We start from the raw sequence: 16146 nt of genomic DNA on the forward strand, positions 1-16146 counted from the left end.
CGCTGCCGACCGCCCTCGCCCTGCTCGCCGTGCTGCCCGCGGTCATTGCCGTGGTGGGCCCGCTTGCGCTCAGGTCGAAGGAGCGGGTCCCGCCCGCCTGACAGGGCGAGGACGCCGCGCCGGCGGACCGTCGAGCCGTGCCGGCGAACGTCCTTTCTGTGCCCGCGAAGCGGTCGCTGTGGCCGCCGGAGGCCCAAGGACCAGCGGGACGTCTTCCGGTCGGCTCCTCCCGCGCGAGGGACGGCTATGTGCACGGCACGTCCAGCTGCTGCCGCAGCAGTCCGTCGACGGCTGCGGCGACGCCCTCTGGGTCCACGAGCTGGTGCAGGTGCTCGCCCGGCAGTGTGTGGACGCGCCACCCCCAGCGCTCGGCGCTCTCCCGCTCCACCTGGTAGGTGTCATCGAAGGCAAGGTAGGCCGCAGGCCCGTCGGTCCAGCCGGCCGGTGCGTCCAGCGTGGCCGTGAAGTAGGACAGCGGTAGGCGGTGCTGCTCGGCGGCCACGGCGCTGCGGGACGCAGGGTCGGGGAACAGGGCGGCCAGCTCCTCCTCCGACCGCCACTCCGTCCAGGGCGGCAACAGCCCGTTGGCCCCGACCAGGCCGCACAGGAAATCGTGCATGCCCGGTGGAGCGAGCGGTGTCGCGCCGGAAGCGGCCGGCAGTGCCGCGTCGACGAACACCCTCGCCAGAACCCGACGCTCCGCGGACACGGCCGGCAGGTACAGCCCGGCGTTGCTGTGAGCGACCAGCGCCAGCGGTCGCCCGACGGGCAGGGAGTCCAACAGGTGCTCCATGACGGCATCGGGACCCCTGGGAGCTCGGCCCAGACCAGGGACCACCCGCACGTCCCAGCCACGGTCGATGAGCGCGTGCGCGCAGGAGCGCCAGACGGCAGGGCCCAGCAGCGGACTGCCCAGCAGGGCTACCTGCGGCAGGTCGATAGCCACTGGGTCATCCTGCGGCACCAGGGCTCGCCTCGGGACCACGCTGAGCTGGCCGTACGTGGCGGACACGTCCTCGAGTCGCGGCTACGACGCGGAGCACGAGCGCTCCGAGGGCGGGCGCCCCGCGGAGTGGGTGCGCGCCGCGACGCGTCCGGCCCAGCCCAGCTGCTCGGGGTCGCCTACGCCCGCGACGAAGGAGTCGCCGACAAAGCACACGCGAAGGTCGTCCATGTCCACGTGCCTTTCACTCCCAGCATGTCGACGGACGCGCTGCTGCTTCTGCGTTCTGCTGGGTCAGGCCGTTCCGACGGCTAGCGGCGTAGACGTGTGCCGTCGGGCTTGCTGCTCCGCGCCGATCCCCGCAATGACCACGAGCACCATGCCGGCGACCTGCCAGAGGGCCGGCACCTGCATGAGGACGACCAAGCCGACGAGGACGGCGATCGCGGGCTCGACCGCCATCAACGTGCCGAAAGCAGACGCAGTCATCCAGCGCAGTGCTTGCAACTCCAGCACGTACGGCAGCAGCGGCAGAAGCAGCGCCAGCCCCAGACACTGCAGCGCGATCATCGGCGTCAGAGCAGTGAGTGCGGCAGGCGCGCCGAAGGGCGTGGCGATCAGCGCCGCGAGCGGGATCGACAGTGCCAGCCCTTGCATACCGGGCAGTGCGGCGCCGACCTGTTGGGTGAGCACGATGTAGGCCGCCCAGCCAGCCGCAGCGAACATGGCGAACAGGATGCCAGCGAGGTTGACCTCGCCCCCCCACGGCTCGCTCAGCCCCAGAACACCGACCAGCGCCAAGGTCGGCCACGTCAGCGCGCTTCGTCGCGGACTACGCACGGCGGCGACCGCCAACGGCCCGAGGAACTCGACGGCGACGGCGACCCCGAGCGGCACCCGCGCGACGGCTTCGATAAACGCCAGCGTCATCACCGCGCTGGCCACGCCCAGCAGCAGCACAGACCGTCGCGCCATGCCGCTGAGCGACGCCGGGCGCGGGCAACAGACGACCACAAGGACCAGGCCGGCGAAGCACAGCCGGAGCCATACCGTGCCCGCTGGCGAGACCGCATCGAACAGGCCGACGCTCAGGGCTGCGCCGAGCTGGACGCTGAGCATGGCGAGGATCGCAAGAGCGGGGGCGGGCACCGTCACGGCGTCAGCACACAGTGGCAGTGATGTCCGTGTCCACCGCATTGTTCTGCGCGGACCGTCCGCAACTGCTACACAGTCGTGATGGACCTTCGGCGGCTGCGCGTCCTGGTTGAACTGTCGCGGCTGGGCACGATGCGCGCCGTCGCGGACCTCCTGCAATGCGGCACCTCGGCGGTAAGCCAGCAACTGGCCGCGCTCGAGCGAGACGTCGGGACGACGCTGATCGAGCCCGACGGAAGGCGGGTGAGGCTCACGCCCGCCGGCCGACGGCTCGCCGAGCACGCCGAAGGCATCCTGGCGGCCGTCGCCGCCGCTGAGGTCGATCTGAGCAATGAGGCCGCCCCGCACGGCAATCTCCGGGTGGCGAGCTACTCGACCGCCCTTCGACGCTGGCTGCTGCCGGTGGCCGCCGCGCTGCGCCGCAGTCACCCGCGCGTCTGTCTGGAGCTGCAAGAGCAAGAGCCGGTGGAGGTCCGGCAACTGCTGGCCTACGACCTGATCGACGTCGGCCTGGTTTACGACTACAGTCTCATGCCCGCCGGCGACGAGGAATCCCGCACGCTGCTGTGGAGCACGCCTATGGTCCTCGCCGTTCCCGCCGATGAGCTGCCGCTCGACGCGATTCGCACGTCAGCCGACCTGGCCGTCCTCCGCGGCCACTCGTGGATCTGCAACTCGCGGGGTCGGGACGACGACGAGCTGGCCTCTCGGCTGTGCGGGCTGGACGGGTGGCGCCCGATCATCAGACATCGCGCCGACAGTCTCGAGCTCGTGATCGACATGGTCGCCGGCGGGCACGGCGTCGCGATAGTGCCCACGGACGCCCGGAACGTGCCTGGCGTGCGCCAGCTACCGATCTCCATCGCGGCGACGGAGCGAAGGACGTGGAGCCTCACGAAGCCGGGACGCGAAACGTGGCCCGCCACAGCGCTGTTGCTCCAGCATCTGACGCAACACCTACACCGACAAGAGCAAGATCTAGCCGGCTCCCGTTAGTCGAACGTCAATCGGGACATTAGTGTAGTCATGAGTAGTCGGTTGTAGTACCGTACGCCGGGTGGACCTGCTCGACGTCGATGCCCTCGACGAGGACTGGCCCTTCGAAGTAGATCAACAAGCCGCACACCTGTTCAAGCACCCCAAGTTGGGCCTGGACGACGTGGCCGACGTCTGGGCCAGCGACCCGATCTTCTACCCCGCCAAGCCGCCAGCCCACTGGCTGATGGTGGCCGAGACAGGCGGCCGAGTCCTGACCGTGCCGCTCGCGCCCTCTCGGTCGGGTGACCCCCGCCGGTGCTGGCCGATCGGCTGCTACCTCGCCAGCCACCACCTCGCCCGCCGTTACCGGGAGGACCGATGACCGACACGACGTCCCACCTGACACCCGAGCAGGAGCACGCCTTCTACGCCGACCCCGTCAACCAGGAGCCGCAAGGCCCCGGTGTCCGACGTCGCTCCAAACTGAGCTCCCCGGTCCCCGTGCGTTTCCCGGAGGACGTCCTGCAGCAGCTGCGCGACCGCGCGGCCCACGACGACCGATCCGTCTCCCAGTGGATCCGCCGGGCCGTCGAGCGAGAGCTCGCTCGCCCCAACGGCTGACCGCAAGGGATCGTCAGGCGGTGCGTTCGTAGATGAGTTCCAGGCCGTCTCCGTCGTCCCGCTGCTCGCCGACCTCGGTGAACCCGTACTGGGCGGTGAGCGACGAGGAGGCGGTGTTGTCCGGGCTGATGGTGACCCTGACGGTCGTCACAGCAGGCTCTGCGGCGGCGCGCTCGAGTAGTAGCTCCAGCGCTGCGCGGGCGTAGCCGCGTCGACGATGCGCGGGGTCGACGGCGTAGCCGATCTCGACCATGCCGGCGTCATCCGGGGGGCCGTGGAAGCCAGCTCTGCCCACGACCAGGTGCTCGTCCTCGTCATAGATGACGCCCGTCACCCATCCGGCTGTGGTGGGGTCCCGGTGGACTTGCTCGCTGCGCATGCGCCAGACCCCACGCCAGTCCGGCCCGGCGGCGTAGGCAGTGAGCGGGACGGGGCTGGCGGCCTCAGCCGCGCGTAGGTCACCCGCGGCCAGGGCGTCGAATACGGGACCCGACAGATGCACGACGCGCACCTGTCGCTTGGACGCGGTCATGAGCGGCTGATCACGGTGGGCACGTGCTGAGGCTTCCAGGCGATGCCCTCAGAGCGACGCGAGGGGGGTGAGGCCCCAGCATTTGAGCCCGTCCTGGTGGAGGATCAGCGAGCGGGACCAGGGTGGGGATCTGAGCGGCTTTCACTGGCCGCTCAGGATGAGGGCCGTCGTCCCCATGCGGACAAGGCCGTGGCCAAGATTGCCAAATCGCGGGTCAGCGAGCAGTGACTGCGTTCGGTCCAGGATGTCCTGGGTGGCCAGTCCGAGCTCGATGATCCGCGGGGCCAACTGCTCGAGGGTCAGGGACCAGCAGGCCGCGGACGCGTTGCCCAGGCCGGTGACGGGGCAGGGTCGCCGCCGCGCCGACCTCGACCAGTCCGCGGTCGAGCAGACCGACCGGCACGCGTCGGGACCAGGTGCAGTCGGTGCCGATGGTGCGGGCCAGCACCGCCTCGACGGCGAGCATCGCGGACCGGAAGTCGTCGTCCGCAGCCGCCTGCACCGGGAAGCTGGTCAAGCTCTCGACGACGAGCCAGCCGCCTGGAGCGAGCGCCGCCACGAGCCGGTCAAGCACCGTGTCCCGCTCGGGCAGGTGCTCAAGCACGAACCGGGCGTGGACAAGATCGAACCCAGGTGCCGGTGACGGGTCCGTCACAACGTCGTGCCGCAGAGTCTGCAGCCCCGGCCGCTCCAGCCGTTCGAGGAAGCGCATGTCCACGTCGGTCGCCAAGACCTGGACCTGCCCGCTGTCAAGCGAGGCGTCGAAGGCCTGCTCCGCCAGCCACACCGCCACCGTGCCGCTGCCCGCCCCGACCTCCCAGCAACGCCACCCACGCTGCAGGCCCAGCCGCCCAAGCACAAGATGCGTCCAGCCGTCCGACACCTCAGCTATCGCAGCCAAGCGCCGCTCCTCGGCGGTGGAAGCGGCACCCAGCACACGCTCGCCGTAGCGCTCCGCCGCGTCAGGATGATCAGGCACCTCCCGACCGTACCGACCCGCCGCGTCGCTGGTTGTGAAGCGCCACCGGCATACCCGCGTCGTCCCGAAGGCCGAACGTCATCCGGTCGCGGAGGGGCTGGATCACGCTCGGGTCGTGTGACGTCGGCAGACCAGGCCGCTGCATCCGCCACATCGTCGGCCCTGCGGGCCACAGCGCGGCACCGCCCGGCGGATCGCTGGCGAACCCTTGCTTCTCGTACCAGCGGAGGTTCGCGGGGTTTCCCGTCTCGAGGTAGCAAGGACCGCCAGGCGCGTCGACAATGGCCAGCCCGTCCTGCAGCATCACGGTCCCCAGGCCCAAGTGCTGCCAGTCCGGCGTCACCCCCAAAGCCTGCAGGTAGTGCACTGGCTCTCGCGGGAAGGCCGCGTCCAGGCCGGTCCCGAACCGACGCACGTCACGGGCGACGCGGCCGAGGCGCAGCAGCGGCAGCAACTTCGGCAGGCAGCGCAGCGCACGGCCTGTGCTCATCGGGTAGAGCCCGGGTCGTTGCCACACGGCGACGGCGCGCACTTGCCCGGACTGCGGATCGACGGCCACACGGACCTGCTCGCCCGCGTCGGCCACGGCCACCGCGAGCACGCACCTCAGGGCCGTCTCGCGTTGACACCGGTCCGGAACGACGTGCTGCCAGGCGGGGTCGTGTAGCAGCGCGTCGGTCAGCACGGTGACGGTCTGGGGGAGGTCACGTCGGTCCGCCGACCGGACCACGGGGGCTGCGTCGCCCCCTGGTCTGTGCTGCTCGCTCATGGGACGACCGCCGGCACGGTTTGGGGTCGCGGCCGCCTCGTCGGCCGCGGGCGGTGCCGGGAGACCCTGCGCACCGCCAACTCGATGGCAGGGGTACCGACGAGCGTCGGGAGGACCCACGCCAGCGGGCTCGACCAGTTGACCACCGGCGCTGCGGTGACGGACGAGATGTAGGAGCCGCACATCAGCCGCACATGCCTGGGGAGCCACCCGGGCCGGCGGCGGTGCTGCACCCACCACCCAGTCGCCGCAGCGACCTGGGTCGCGGCACCGATGACGCCCAGCCACCACAGTTCCGTCGGGGCAGCAAGCACGAGCCCGACGGTGGTGGCGGTCAGCACGGCGACCGACGCCTGGTAGAGGCGGCCGAAGGACCCGTGCCACCTGCCTCGCTGCTTGCGCGCAACCAGCGCGACCGGTCCAACGAGCAGGCCAGTGACGCCGGCGGTGACGTGGAGCAGCAGGAGCGATGACATGACGGCGACCTTCCACAGTGGACTACCCCGCGACCTTGTACCTTCCACTGTGGCCTGTCAAGGTGACACGGTATGGAGCTCTGGTGGTGTCGGTGAGGCGGACGGTCAACGCGACGGTCGGTTCGCTGCTCGGATTCCTCCACGAGGGGCCGCAGTCCGGCTGGGACCTCGTCGCCACTGCCCAGCGCAGCATCGGCGACTTCTGGAGCCTGACTCGCAGCCAGGTGTACCGGGAGTTGGCAGGGATGGCCGCCGACGGACTCGTGCGCGCCGCGGCCGAGCCCGGACCCCGGGACCGGCGTGTCTACGAGCTGACCGACGCGGGTCGGACGGTGTTCCGCGAGTGGATCCGCGAGGTGCCTGGGCCAGAGCAGATCCGCTACCCCCTCCTGCTGACACTCGCCTTTCGGCGGCACCTGTCCGACGCGCAGGTGCGCTCCTTCGTCCTGAGTCACCGGCGCACGCACGCCGACCGGCTGGCGGGCTATGCGGCGGAGCACCGGGCGGCCCTGGCCGCGGGCGCGGACGTTGATCAGCTGCTCACCCTCGACTTCGGGATCCGGTACGAGCAGGCCGTCCTCGACTGGTTCGATGCCCTACCGGCGGCCCTCGGCGGTGGAGCCGACCAAGCTTGACGCCCGTCCCGTTCGCCGACCCGCATGCGGCGCGGGGTCCCGGTGAGAGGGCCGGGGCCGGGGGTGTCCCGCGTGGGTGTGGGGTACGGGACACCCCGACCGTGGGCGGAGCTCAGGTTGTTGTGGCGCTGAGGGCGGTGGCGCCGCGAGCGGCATCGCGTTGCCTTTGGATGGCGCGGTAGACGGTGGAGGGCCCACGCTGAACAGCTCGGCGACCTCGGCGGTGCTGTATTCGCCGCTGTCGATCAGGGAGGCGAGGTGAGCCTCTTGGCGCCGGTTGAGTTTGGGCTGCTTGCCCCGCAGGCGGCCCTTGGCCTTGGCGACCTTCATGCCTTCTCGGGTGCGCAGGCGGATCAGGTCGGATTCGAATTCGGCGACCATGGCCAGCACGTTGAACAACAGTCGCCCGATGGCGTCATTCGGGTCGTAGACCGAGCCGCCGAGGTTCAGGCTGACCTGCCGTGTCGTGAGCTCGTCGGCGATGGCCCGCGCGTCGGGCAGGGACCGGGCCAGCCGATCGAGCTTGGTCACCACCAGGGTGTCGCCGGCGCGGCAGGCCGCCAACGCCTCACGCAGGCCTGGCCGCTCCCTGTTGGTGCCGGTAAGGCCGTGGTCGACGTAGATCCGTTCTGGTGTGACGCCGAGTCGGGCCAGCCCGTCACGCTGGGCGGTGAGGTCTTGTTGATCAGTCGAGCATCGGGCGTACCCGACGAGCAGTGCGTCCATGGCAAACCTCTGTGGAGGGCCGGCCCGGGAGGGGGTCCCGGCTACCGGCGACGGCAACAGCCGCTACTGGCAACGTAAGTTGCCGGAGTCGGGGTGGCAATGTAAGTTGCACTGGTGGAGCCCCCGCTGATCGTCGACAGCGCCCGCAAGCACGGCATCGCCGACGATGACATTCTCCACGCGTTCCACCACCCGGTGAGCTATGAGGACCTCGACGAGGGGTTCACCATGATCATCGGACCTAGTCGATCAGCTCAGCTGCTGGAGATCGTGTCATCGACACCGATCACGGCCCCGTCATCGTGCACGCGATGAACGCCCGGAGAAGGTACGTGAGGAGATGACCATGCCTAGGAGCCTGCAGGAGATCCTCGCCCACGCCGACGAGCTCGGTCGCCGGTTCGAGGAGCACGAGCCCGACGACGTCCGCACCGCGGCACCGCTACACGCCATCCGTGAGGCCGTCACCGGCCGTGCCGCCGCCGAGCGCAGAGTTGCCCAGACCGTCGCCACCGCCCGCGACGCCGGCGTGTCCTGGGCCGCGATCGCCAGCATGCTCGGCACCTCCGGCGAGGCCGCCCGCAAGCGGTACGCCGAACACCACGCAACGTCCGCCTGACACACCCACGCCCGATGCGGCTCCCCTCAGCCGCCCCGACGGCCGAACCTCTACTGGTGCGGGTTCGTGCCGACGGTTGGGCTTCGCCGTTCGAGCAGGACCACGTCGCGCCACTGGCCGGCGTGTGGGCCGTGGGTCATGTGCCCGAGTCGGCGCCGAACGCCGACGTCGCGGAAGCCGGCGCGGTGATGCAGGGCGAGGCTCGCCGTGTTCTCCGGGAAGATTCCGCACTCGATCGTCCAGATGCCGACGGCCTCGGTTGAGCTGATGAGCGCGTCCAGCAGCATGCGTCCGACTCCTCGTCCCGACGCGGCGGGGTGCACGTAGACCGAGTGCTCGACCACTCCGGAGTAGACGCAGCGGCTGGAGACCGGTGCGGCGGCGATCCAGCCGAGCGTGCGACCGTCAGCGCCGACGGCAACCTGGCGGTGCTCGGCCGGTTTGCCGGCCCGGAACTGCTCCCAGTTGGGTGGCTGGTCGTCGAAGGTCGCGTTGCCGGTCGCGATGCCGCGCGCGTAGATCTCCCGGACCTCGGGCCAGTGCGGTTCGGTCAGCGGCCTGACCGCCACCTGGCCGGGGGACGCGTGTGCTCCGGGCTGGTTCACGAGGCGTGCGGCGGCTTGCGGGCGCGGATGATGGCTGCGAAAGCGTGATCGTGCACGCGGTGGGTCTCGCGGATCTCGACATCGACGAGGCCGGCGTCGGTGAGGGCTCGGGCGAGCTGCTCGCGGGTCAGGGCGCCGGCGATGCAGCCGGTCCATTGCGCGAGGTCGGCGCGGACGGCATCGCCCATATCGTGGTCGGCCAGCACGTCGGACACGGCGAAGCGGCCGCCGGGACGCAGCACCCGGGCGGCTTCAGCCAGCACCAGGTGCTTGTCCGCGGCCAGGTTGATGACGCAGTTGGACAGGACGACGTCGACGCTGGCGTCCGGCAGGGGGAGTTCCTCCAGATAGCCCTGCAGGAACTCGACGTTGCTGACTTGGGCCTGCGCAGCGTGCGCGCGGGCGAGGTCGAGCATCTCCGGCGTCATGTCCACACCGATCACATGCCCGGTCGGCCCGACCCGCCGAGCGGAGATCAGCACGTCCGCGCCCGCTCCGGACCCTAAGTCCAGCACGACCTCTCCGGGGTGCAGGTCCGCGACGGCGGTCGGCACACCACAGCCCAGCGACGCCGCCACCGCAGAGCCCACCGCACCGTCGCTGGCGGTGCTGTCATAGAGCTCACCGCCGAAAGCGGCACCCGCGGCGGCTGCGGTCGTCGCCGCCGGCCCGCCGCCGCAACCGCCGGCCTCGACCTCGCGCGCCCGGTCGGGGTCTCCGGCAGCAGCATGCCTTGCGGCGGCGGCATACCGGGCGCGCACGGCCTCCCGCAGTGCGGTTGGGTCGGTCAACGTCCGCTCCTTCGGTCCTCGGTCATTGGTCATGGCTCGCTGGCTCGCAGGGCACCGGGGGCAACGGCGCAGGTGGGTGCCTGCCCATCACGAGATCGGCGGCGCTGGGGAAGCACTCCACGCAGCGCGGGTTGACGGCGTACAGCGAGCTGGTCCCGCGCCGCTGCACGTGGACGAAGCCCACCGCCGCCAGCGCAGCAAGGTGATGGCTGACCGTGGACTGCCCCACCGGCAACGCCGCCGTCAGCTGCCCCACCGACACCGGTTCTGGCTGCGTCGCCAACCACGCGAGCAGCTGGACACGAGTGGGGTCGGCCAGCGCGCGGAACCACTCCGCGTAGGTCGCGGCCGTCTCCCGGGGCAAGACCGTCTCCGCCGTCACAGTTTCCATCGTTAAGCGACGATGGTCGATAGAGTCGGTCGTGTCAAGTGCCTACTGACGGCTCCGGATCCTGCGAGACGTTGGGATGCAGCCCATTCGCAAAGCCGAACGTCGATCGGCACGTCGCAGAGAAGGATGCCTATGCAGCAGTCGTCCTGAAGCCAGCGAGCGTCGCCGGTGCTGTGATCAACGCCGTCTTCACGCACATTTCCGCCGTACCGGAAGTGAGAAACCCCGGCGTTGATCACGCCGGAGGCTGGGCGGGGACGGGCGATACCGGCGAATCTCGGACGTGTCAGCAGGTCGGCGATCGGGCAGCGCTACCGGCGCGTTGGCCGTGCCGGGCCCCAGGCCGACACGAGCAAGATCTTCGGAACATCCACAAGGCCAGGGGATCCTGTGGATGTTCCGAAGATCTTGCTCCAGGTTCGGCGACACCCTGACATCCACGACCGGCGGCACCCCGCCACCGGGGAGAGGCGGCGAGAGGCCGCGGCCCCCTCGCGGCTGACCTCAGCCACGCACCGTAGCGGCGGCTAGCAGTCAAAAAGGCGCTTCTGCATCGTTGGCTTAGAAGGGGCGGCTGGTGCCCGCGCGCGTCGGTGTGGGTGGAGTCGACCTGCCCTTCGCCGCGGTAGGGCCCTTCGTCGAGGCAGACGCCGGCTACGCGGCACGCTCAGCGTCCTGGGCCTGTTCGTGACGACTCTGGGCGCGGTGTTGCTCGTGCTGTCTGTCCGCCCGCCCCGTCCCGCCGGTAGGCACACCCGGACCTCCCCCTCAGCCAGGTTCTTCCGTCAGCTCAGGATGTGACAGCGACCGCACCTGCGGCGGTGCGTCAGCGCGCACCGTGACGTCTGCGGCCCGGCCTCTCCCGGCGTCCGGCAGACTGGGCCGATGACCAGCGCCGTCCGCCCCACCGACCTCGACCCGACGATCGCCGCGCAGCTCAAGCGCGACCGGGACGGCCTCGTCGTCGCCGTCGCGCAGCAGCACGACACCGGCGAGGTGCTGATGGTCGGCTGGATGGACGACGAGGCGCTGCACCGCACCCTGACCACCGGCCGCTGCACCTACTGGAGCCGCAGCCGGCAGGAGTACTGGGTCAAGGGCGACACCTCCGGCTCCCAGCAGTGGGTGAAGTCCGTCGCCCTCGACTGCGACGGCGACACGCTGCTGGTGAAGGTGGACCAGGTCGGCAGCGGTGCCTGCCACACCGGCGACCGCACCTGCTTCGACGCGACGACGCTGCCCGCGGTGGTCGGCTCCCCGTGAGCCTCGGCACGACCGTCCCGAGCCGCGCGGACTTCGACCGCCTCGACCAGCCGGTCCGGGCCGTCAGCCGCCGCCTGCTCGCCGATGGCGAGACCCCCGTCGGGGTCTACCGCAAGCTGGCCGGCGGCGGTACCGGCACCTTCCTGCTCGAGTCCGCCGAGCAGGGCAGGCAGTGGTCGCGCTGGTCCTTCGTCGGCGTCCGCTCCGCCGGTGTCCTCACCGAGCGCGACGGCAAGGCGCTGTGGGTCGGCGAGGGACTGCCCACGACCAGCGACGACCCGCTGGAGGCCGTGCGGGAGGCCGTCGAGCTGCTGCGCAGCCCCAAGCAGCCGGACGACCCGCCGCTGACCGGCGGCCTGGTCGGCTACCTCGGCTACGACGTCGTGCGCCGGATCGAGCGGCTGCCCAGCAGCGCACCCGACGAGCTCGGGATGCCGGAGCTGGCGATGATGCTGGTCACCGACCTGGCCGTGCTCGACCACGGCGACGGCACCGTCCTGCTGATCGCCAACGTCCTGCCCGGCGGCTCGTACGACGACGCGGTCGCACGGCTGGACGCGATGGCGACGGCGCTGGCCGAGCCGGCGCCCGCCACCGTCTCCGCCCTCGACCTGGACGCCCGACCCGAGGTCGTACGCCGGACGACGCCGGAGGCGTACGAGGCGGCGGTCGAGGCCGGCCGCGAGCACATCCGCGCGGGCGACGTCTTCCAGGTCGTGCTCAGCCAGCGCTTCGAGGTGCGCACCGAGGTCGACGCGCTCGACCTCTACCGGGTGCTGCGCGCCAGCAACCCGTCGCCGTACATGTACCTGCTCCGCTTCGCCGGCCGCGAGAGTCCCTACGACATCGTGGGTTCCAGCCCAGAGGCGCTGGTGACCGTCACCGGTGACCATGCCGTCGTGCATCCGCCGGCCGGCACCCGACCGCGGGGTGCGACGCCCGAGGCGGACGTGCAGGCGGCGCAGGAGCTGCGGGCCGACCCGAAGGAGCGCGCCGAGCACGTGATGCTCGTCGATCTCGCCCGCAACGACCTCGGCCGGGTGTGCGTCCCCGGCACCGTGGACGTGAGCGGCTTCATGCGGGTCGAGCGCTACAGCCACGTGATGCACCTGGTCTCGACGGTGTTCGGCCGGCTGCTGCCCGGCCGCACGGCCTTCGACGTGCTGCGGGCGACCTTTCCCGCCGGCACCGTCAGCGGCGCGCCCAAGCCGCGCGCGATGGAGGTCATCGAGGAGCTCGAGCCGCACCGGCGCAACCTCTACGCCGGCACGGTCGGCTACTTCGACGCCGGTGGCGACCTGGACATGGCGATCGCGATCCGCACCGCCGTGCTGCACGACGGACGTGCGTACGTCCAGGCCGGTGCGGGAGTCGTCGCCGACAGCGATCCGGCCGGCGAGCAGGCCGAGTGCGAGAACAAGGCGGCAGCGGTCCTGCGCGCCGTCGCGGCCGCCGCGACGCTGCGCCCGGTGCGGTGACCGACGCGCCGCTGGAGGGGGGCGGGGCACCGCCGTCGACCGACCCGGGAGCGCGCTGAGCATGCGCCACCACTACCGTGACCGGGCCGCAGCAGAGCGCGGCCGACCGAGGAGGGCTGCCGCGTGACCGTGCTCGAGGACATCCTCGCCGGCGTCCGGGAGGACCTCGCCGTACGGCAGGCGACCACCTCGCTGGCGCAGCTCAAGGAGCGTGCCGGCAGCCGGCCGGCGGCGCTCGACGGCGCGGCCGCCCTGCGCCTGCCTGGCGTGGCGGTCATCGCCGAGGTGAAGCGCAGCAGCCCCTCCAAGGGGGCGCTGGCCGCGGTCGCCGACCCGGCCGCGCTGGCCATGGAGTACGAGGCCGGCGGAGCCAGCGTCATCAGCGTCCTGACGGAGCAGCGCAAGTTCGGCGGGAGCCTCGGCGACCTCGATGCGGTCCGCGCGCGGGTCGAGGTACCCCTGCTGCGCAAGGACTTCGTCGTCGGCAGCTACCAGCTGTGGGAGGCGCGGGCGCACGGTGCCGACCTCGTGCTGCTCATCGTGGCGGCCCTCGGGCAGGAGGCGCTCGTCTCCCTGGTCGAGCGCACCGAGTCGCTCGGCATGACCCCACTGGTCGAGGTGCACGACGAGGCCGAGCTGGAGCGTGCCCTTGCCGCCGGCGCCCGCGTCGTGGGCGTCAACGCCCGCGACCTCAAGACCCTGGAGGTCGACCGGAGCGTCTTCAGCCGACTCGCACCGCACATTCCGGAGGGCATCGTGAAGGTGGCCGAGTCGGGGGTGCGGGGCCCGCACGACCTGCTCGCCTACGCCGCCTGCGGGGCCGATGCGGTCCTGGTCGGCGAGGGCGTCGTCTCCGGTGGCAACCCGCGCCAGGCGGTCGCCGAGCTGGTCACCGCAGGCAACCACCCGTCCGCGCGCGGCGAGCACCCATGACCTCGCTGAACGCCGTCCCGCCCGGCCGCCCGGCCTCGCCGGACGAGACTGGCCACTTCGGTCCGTACGGCGGGCGCTTCGTCCCGGAGGCGCTCGTCGCAGCACTGGACGAGCTCACCGCCGCCCACGCCGCGGCGGCGGGCGATCCGGAGTTCGCCGGCGAGCTCGACCGACTGCTCACCACCTACGCCGGCCGCCCGACGCCGCTCACCGATGCCCGTCGGCTGTCCGACCACACCGGCGGAGCGCGCGTCCTGCTCAAGCGCGAGGACCTGGCGCACACTGGCAGCCACAAGATCAACAACGTACTGGGTCAGGCGCTGCTCACCAGGAAGATGGGCAAGCAGCGGGTCATCGCCGAGACCGGCGCCGGGCAGCACGGGGTGGCCACCGCGACCGCCTGCGCGCTGTTCGGCTTCGACTGCACCGTCTACATGGGCGAGGAGGACACCCGGCGACAGGCGCTCAACGTCGCCCGGATGCGGCTGCTCGGGGCCGAGGTGGTCGTCGTCAGGAGCGGGACACGGACCCTGAAGGACGCCACGAACGAAGCGATGCGTGACTGGGTCACCAACGTGCAGACCACCCACTACGTGATCGGCTCGGTCGTCGGCCCGCACCCGTTCCCGATGATGGTGCGGGACTTCCAGCGCATCATCGGCGTCGAGGCCCGACAGCAGTGTCTCGACCTGCTCGGCCGGCTGCCGGACGCCGTGGTGGCCTGCGTCGGCGGAGGCTCCAACGCGATCGGGCTGTTCCACCCGTTCCTGGAGGACCCCGGCGTCGCGCTGGTCGGTTGCGAGGCCGGCGGCGACGGCGTGGAGACCGGGCGGCACGCCGCGCCGCTCACCGCCGGCGAGCCGGGCGTGCTGCACGGCGCCCGCAGCTACCTGATGCAGGACGAGGACGGGCAGACGGCCCAGACCACCAGCATCAGCGCGGGTCTGGACTATCCCGGCGTCGGGCCGGAGCACGCGCTGCTGCGCGACTCCGGGCGGGCGAGCTACTCGGGCATCCCCGACGCCGCGGCGATGGCGGCGCTGGAGGTGGTCGCGAAGAAGGAGGGCATTCTCGTCGCGATCGAGAGCGCACATGCCTTCGCCGGAGCCTTCGCCTGGGTGCGCGCGCAGGACGTCGACCCCGAGGAGCTCGTCGTCATCGTGAACACCTCCGGGCGCGGGGACAAGGACGTGGACACCGCGGCCCGTTGGTTCGGTCTGGTGACCGGCGAGGAGCTGGCCGAGTCCGAGCTGGTACGCGCCCACGAGGGCGAGCAGCCCTCTTGAGCGCGCTCGACGACCTGTTCGCGCGCTGCCGTGACGAGGGCCGGGCTGCCCTGATCGGTTACCTGCCGGCGGGTTTCCCCTCGTACGACCTCTCGGTCGAGGCGATGACGGCGATGGTGGACGCGGGCGTCGACGCGGTCGAGGTCGGCATGCCCTACTCCGACCCGCTGATGGAGGGGCCGGTCATCGCGGCCGCCCACCAGGCGTCGCTGGAGGCCGGTACCCGGCAGGCGGACGTGCTGCGCGCGGTTGCGGCGGTCGCGGCGACGGGCGCGCCGACGCTGGTGATGGGCTACTGGAACCCGGTGCACCGGTACGGCTTCCGGCGCTGGGCGCAGGCGCTCAGGGACGCCGGGGGAGTGGGCGCGATCACCCCCGACCTGATCCCGGAGGAGGCGCCGGAGTGGCTCGAGGCGTGCCGCGACCTCGACCTCGACCCGATCTTCCTGGTCGCCCCGAGCAGCACCGACGAGCGGATCGCCGTCGTGGGCAGCACCAACCGCGGCTTCGTCTACGCGGCCGCCGTCATGGGCGTCACCGGTGCGCGGGCGCAGATCGGTGCCGGTGCCCGTGATCTCGTCGCGCGGGTCCGCGAGCAGACCGACCTGCCGGTCGGCGTCGGGCTCGGCGTCAGCAACGGCGAGCAGGCCGCGCAGGTCGCCGGCTTCGCCGACGCCGTCGTGGTCGGCTCCGCGCTGGTGTCGGCGCTGCAGGAGGGCGGCGTCAGCGGCGTCCGCCGACTCGCCGCAGAGCTCGCCGACGGCGTCCGCGCCCCCCGCTGACCCCCCGCTCTCACCCCCAGCCACCCCTGTGATCAACTCCCATGATCCACTCCGGTGATCCACGCGGACTTTGAGGTGGACCGACCCCTCGGATCCACCTCAAAGTCCGCGTGGATCAGCTGGGGGCGCCCGCGTGGATCAGCTGGGGGCGCCCGCGTGGATCAGCTGGGGGCGCCCGCGTGGA

The 16146-nt window shown here is 71.5% G+C and carries 20 protein-coding genes and 1 pseudogene; 11 read left to right on the forward strand and 10 right to left on the reverse strand.

Features of this window, described 5'->3' with window-relative positions; translation table 11 throughout:
- Nucleotides 1-244: 244 nt before the first annotated feature.
- A complete protein-coding gene (locus WD794_05770; protein ID MEX2289820.1) occupies nucleotides 245-946 on the reverse strand; it encodes an alpha/beta hydrolase in 702 nt (233 codons plus the stop codon).
- A gap of 291 nt (nucleotides 947-1237) precedes the next feature.
- The gene (locus WD794_05775) at nucleotides 1238-2098 is read right to left on the reverse strand and encodes an EamA family transporter (GenBank protein ID MEX2289821.1); all 861 of its coding nucleotides are present in this window, start codon (nucleotides 2096-2098) and stop codon (nucleotides 1238-1240) included.
- Nucleotides 2099-2179: 81 nt separating this feature from the next.
- Here WD794_05775 and WD794_05780 point away from each other — a divergent pair, with 81 nt between their 5' ends.
- From WD794_05780 to WD794_05790, 3 genes are all read left to right on the forward strand, one after another.
- Nucleotides 2180-3094, forward strand: coding sequence for a LysR family transcriptional regulator (locus tag WD794_05780; protein ID MEX2289822.1), 915 nt, complete (start codon nucleotides 2180-2182; stop codon nucleotides 3092-3094).
- Between the two features lie 61 nt (nucleotides 3095-3155).
- Nucleotides 3156-3458: a hypothetical protein gene (locus WD794_05785; GenBank protein MEX2289823.1), complete on the forward strand. Its 303-nt coding sequence runs from the start codon at nucleotides 3156-3158 to the stop codon at nucleotides 3456-3458.
- Nucleotides 3455-3697, forward strand: coding sequence for a YlcI/YnfO family protein (locus WD794_05790; protein MEX2289824.1), 243 nt, complete (start codon nucleotides 3455-3457; stop codon nucleotides 3695-3697). Before WD794_05785 ends, WD794_05790 begins: the two co-directional genes overlap by 4 nt.
- 13 nt (nucleotides 3698-3710) lie before the next feature.
- Here WD794_05790 and WD794_05795 read toward each other — a convergent pair whose 3' ends face one another.
- From WD794_05795 to WD794_05810, 4 genes are all read right to left on the reverse strand, one after another.
- On the reverse strand, nucleotides 3711-4229 hold the full coding sequence (locus WD794_05795) for a GNAT family N-acetyltransferase (GenBank protein MEX2289825.1): 519 nt from the start codon (nucleotides 4227-4229) through the stop codon (nucleotides 3711-3713).
- A 214-nt stretch (nucleotides 4230-4443) separates the two neighbouring features.
- Complete coding sequence (locus tag WD794_05800; protein MEX2289826.1) at nucleotides 4444-5208, reverse strand: class I SAM-dependent methyltransferase; 765 nt, start codon at nucleotides 5206-5208, stop codon at nucleotides 4444-4446.
- On the reverse strand, nucleotides 5201-5977 hold the full coding sequence (locus tag WD794_05805; protein MEX2289827.1) for a GNAT family N-acetyltransferase: 777 nt from the start codon (nucleotides 5975-5977) through the stop codon (nucleotides 5201-5203). The genes WD794_05800 and WD794_05805 overlap by 8 nt, the downstream gene beginning before the upstream one ends.
- The gene (locus WD794_05810; GenBank protein MEX2289828.1) at nucleotides 5974-6453 is read right to left on the reverse strand and encodes a hypothetical protein; all 480 of its coding nucleotides are present in this window, start codon (nucleotides 6451-6453) and stop codon (nucleotides 5974-5976) included. Before WD794_05810 ends, WD794_05805 begins: the two co-directional genes overlap by 4 nt.
- An 83-nt stretch (nucleotides 6454-6536) precedes the next feature.
- Here WD794_05810 and WD794_05815 point away from each other — a divergent pair, with 83 nt between their 5' ends.
- Nucleotides 6537-7088, forward strand: coding sequence for a PadR family transcriptional regulator (locus tag WD794_05815; GenBank protein MEX2289829.1), 552 nt, complete (start codon nucleotides 6537-6539; stop codon nucleotides 7086-7088).
- 112 nt (nucleotides 7089-7200) lie between these two features.
- Here WD794_05815 and WD794_05820 read toward each other — a convergent pair.
- Nucleotides 7201-7805, reverse strand: a pseudogene (locus WD794_05820) (recombinase family protein).
- A gap of 123 nt (nucleotides 7806-7928) precedes the next feature.
- Here WD794_05820 and WD794_05825 point away from each other — a divergent pair.
- Together WD794_05825 and WD794_05830 are read left to right on the forward strand one after the other, a co-directional pair.
- Nucleotides 7929-8129, forward strand: a complete 201-nt coding sequence (locus WD794_05825) for a hypothetical protein (protein MEX2289830.1) — start codon at nucleotides 7929-7931, stop codon at nucleotides 8127-8129.
- 31 nt (nucleotides 8130-8160) lie between these two features.
- Complete coding sequence (locus WD794_05830) at nucleotides 8161-8433, forward strand: hypothetical protein (protein MEX2289831.1); 273 nt, start codon at nucleotides 8161-8163, stop codon at nucleotides 8431-8433.
- A gap of 50 nt (nucleotides 8434-8483) precedes the next feature.
- Here WD794_05830 and WD794_05835 read toward each other — a convergent pair whose 3' ends face one another.
- Genes WD794_05835 through WD794_05845 form a run of 3 tightly spaced genes read right to left on the reverse strand, consistent with a single transcriptional unit; the run spans nucleotide 8484 to nucleotide 10193 of the window.
- Nucleotides 8484-9002 carry an N-acetyltransferase family protein gene (locus WD794_05835; GenBank protein MEX2289832.1) on the reverse strand — a complete coding sequence of 173 codons (519 nt, stop codon included), beginning with the start codon at nucleotides 9000-9002 and terminating at the stop codon, nucleotides 8484-8486.
- Nucleotides 9003-9034: 32 nt separating this feature from the next.
- Complete coding sequence (arsM, locus tag WD794_05840; protein MEX2289833.1) at nucleotides 9035-9829, reverse strand: arsenite methyltransferase; 795 nt, start codon at nucleotides 9827-9829, stop codon at nucleotides 9035-9037.
- A gap of 22 nt (nucleotides 9830-9851) precedes the next feature.
- Nucleotides 9852-10193 carry a metalloregulator ArsR/SmtB family transcription factor gene (locus WD794_05845; GenBank protein ID MEX2289834.1) on the reverse strand — a complete coding sequence of 114 codons (342 nt, stop codon included), beginning with the start codon at nucleotides 10191-10193 and terminating at the stop codon, nucleotides 9852-9854.
- A gap of 912 nt (nucleotides 10194-11105) precedes the next feature.
- Here WD794_05845 and hisI point away from each other — a divergent pair.
- The 5 genes from hisI to trpA all read left to right on the forward strand — a co-directional run bounded on the left by hisI (nucleotide 11106) and on the right by trpA (nucleotide 15962).
- The gene (hisI, locus tag WD794_05850) at nucleotides 11106-11483 is read left to right on the forward strand and encodes a phosphoribosyl-AMP cyclohydrolase (protein MEX2289835.1); all 378 of its coding nucleotides are present in this window, start codon (nucleotides 11106-11108) and stop codon (nucleotides 11481-11483) included.
- On the forward strand, nucleotides 11480-12961 hold the full coding sequence (locus WD794_05855) for an anthranilate synthase component I (GenBank protein MEX2289836.1): 1482 nt from the start codon (nucleotides 11480-11482) through the stop codon (nucleotides 12959-12961). Before hisI ends, WD794_05855 begins: the two co-directional genes overlap by 4 nt.
- Before the next feature lie 123 nt (nucleotides 12962-13084).
- Nucleotides 13085-13894, forward strand: coding sequence for an indole-3-glycerol phosphate synthase TrpC (gene trpC / locus WD794_05860; protein MEX2289837.1), 810 nt, complete (start codon nucleotides 13085-13087; stop codon nucleotides 13892-13894).
- A complete protein-coding gene (gene trpB / locus WD794_05865; GenBank protein MEX2289838.1) occupies nucleotides 13891-15180 on the forward strand; it encodes a tryptophan synthase subunit beta in 1290 nt (429 codons plus the stop codon). Before trpC ends, trpB begins: the two co-directional genes overlap by 4 nt.
- Complete coding sequence (trpA, locus tag WD794_05870) at nucleotides 15177-15962, forward strand: tryptophan synthase subunit alpha (GenBank protein ID MEX2289839.1); 786 nt, start codon at nucleotides 15177-15179, stop codon at nucleotides 15960-15962. The genes trpB and trpA overlap by 4 nt, the downstream gene beginning before the upstream one ends.
- The last annotated feature ends 184 nt before the right edge of the window (nucleotides 15963-16146 follow it).

It is taken from the genome of Mycobacteriales bacterium (assembly GCA_040902655.1).
In the GTDB taxonomy this organism is placed as follows: Bacteria; Actinomycetota; Actinomycetes; order Mycobacteriales; family SCTD01; genus SCTD01.

What these genes read in the sequence shown, in the direction of transcription:
- trpB (MEX2289838.1), top strand. Translation starts at nt 13,891, where the DNA reads ATGACCTCGCTGAACGCCGTCCCGCCCGGCCGCCCGGCCTCGCCGGAC.
- WD794_05810 (MEX2289828.1), bottom strand. Translation starts at nt 6,453, where the DNA reads ATGTCATCGCTCCTGCTGCTCCACGTCACCGCCGGCGTCACTGGCCTG.
- hisI (MEX2289835.1), top strand. Translation starts at nt 11,106, where the DNA reads ATGACCAGCGCCGTCCGCCCCACCGACCTCGACCCGACGATCGCCGCG.
- WD794_05780 (MEX2289822.1), top strand. Translation starts at nt 2,180, where the DNA reads ATGGACCTTCGGCGGCTGCGCGTCCTGGTTGAACTGTCGCGGCTGGGC.
- WD794_05805 (MEX2289827.1), bottom strand. Translation starts at nt 5,977, where the DNA reads ATGAGCGAGCAGCACAGACCAGGGGGCGACGCAGCCCCCGTGGTCCGG.
- WD794_05790 (MEX2289824.1), top strand. Translation starts at nt 3,455, where the DNA reads ATGACCGACACGACGTCCCACCTGACACCCGAGCAGGAGCACGCCTTC.
- WD794_05830 (MEX2289831.1), top strand. Translation starts at nt 8,161, where the DNA reads ATGCCTAGGAGCCTGCAGGAGATCCTCGCCCACGCCGACGAGCTCGGT.
- WD794_05795 (MEX2289825.1), bottom strand. Translation starts at nt 4,229, where the DNA reads ATGACCGCGTCCAAGCGACAGGTGCGCGTCGTGCATCTGTCGGGTCCC.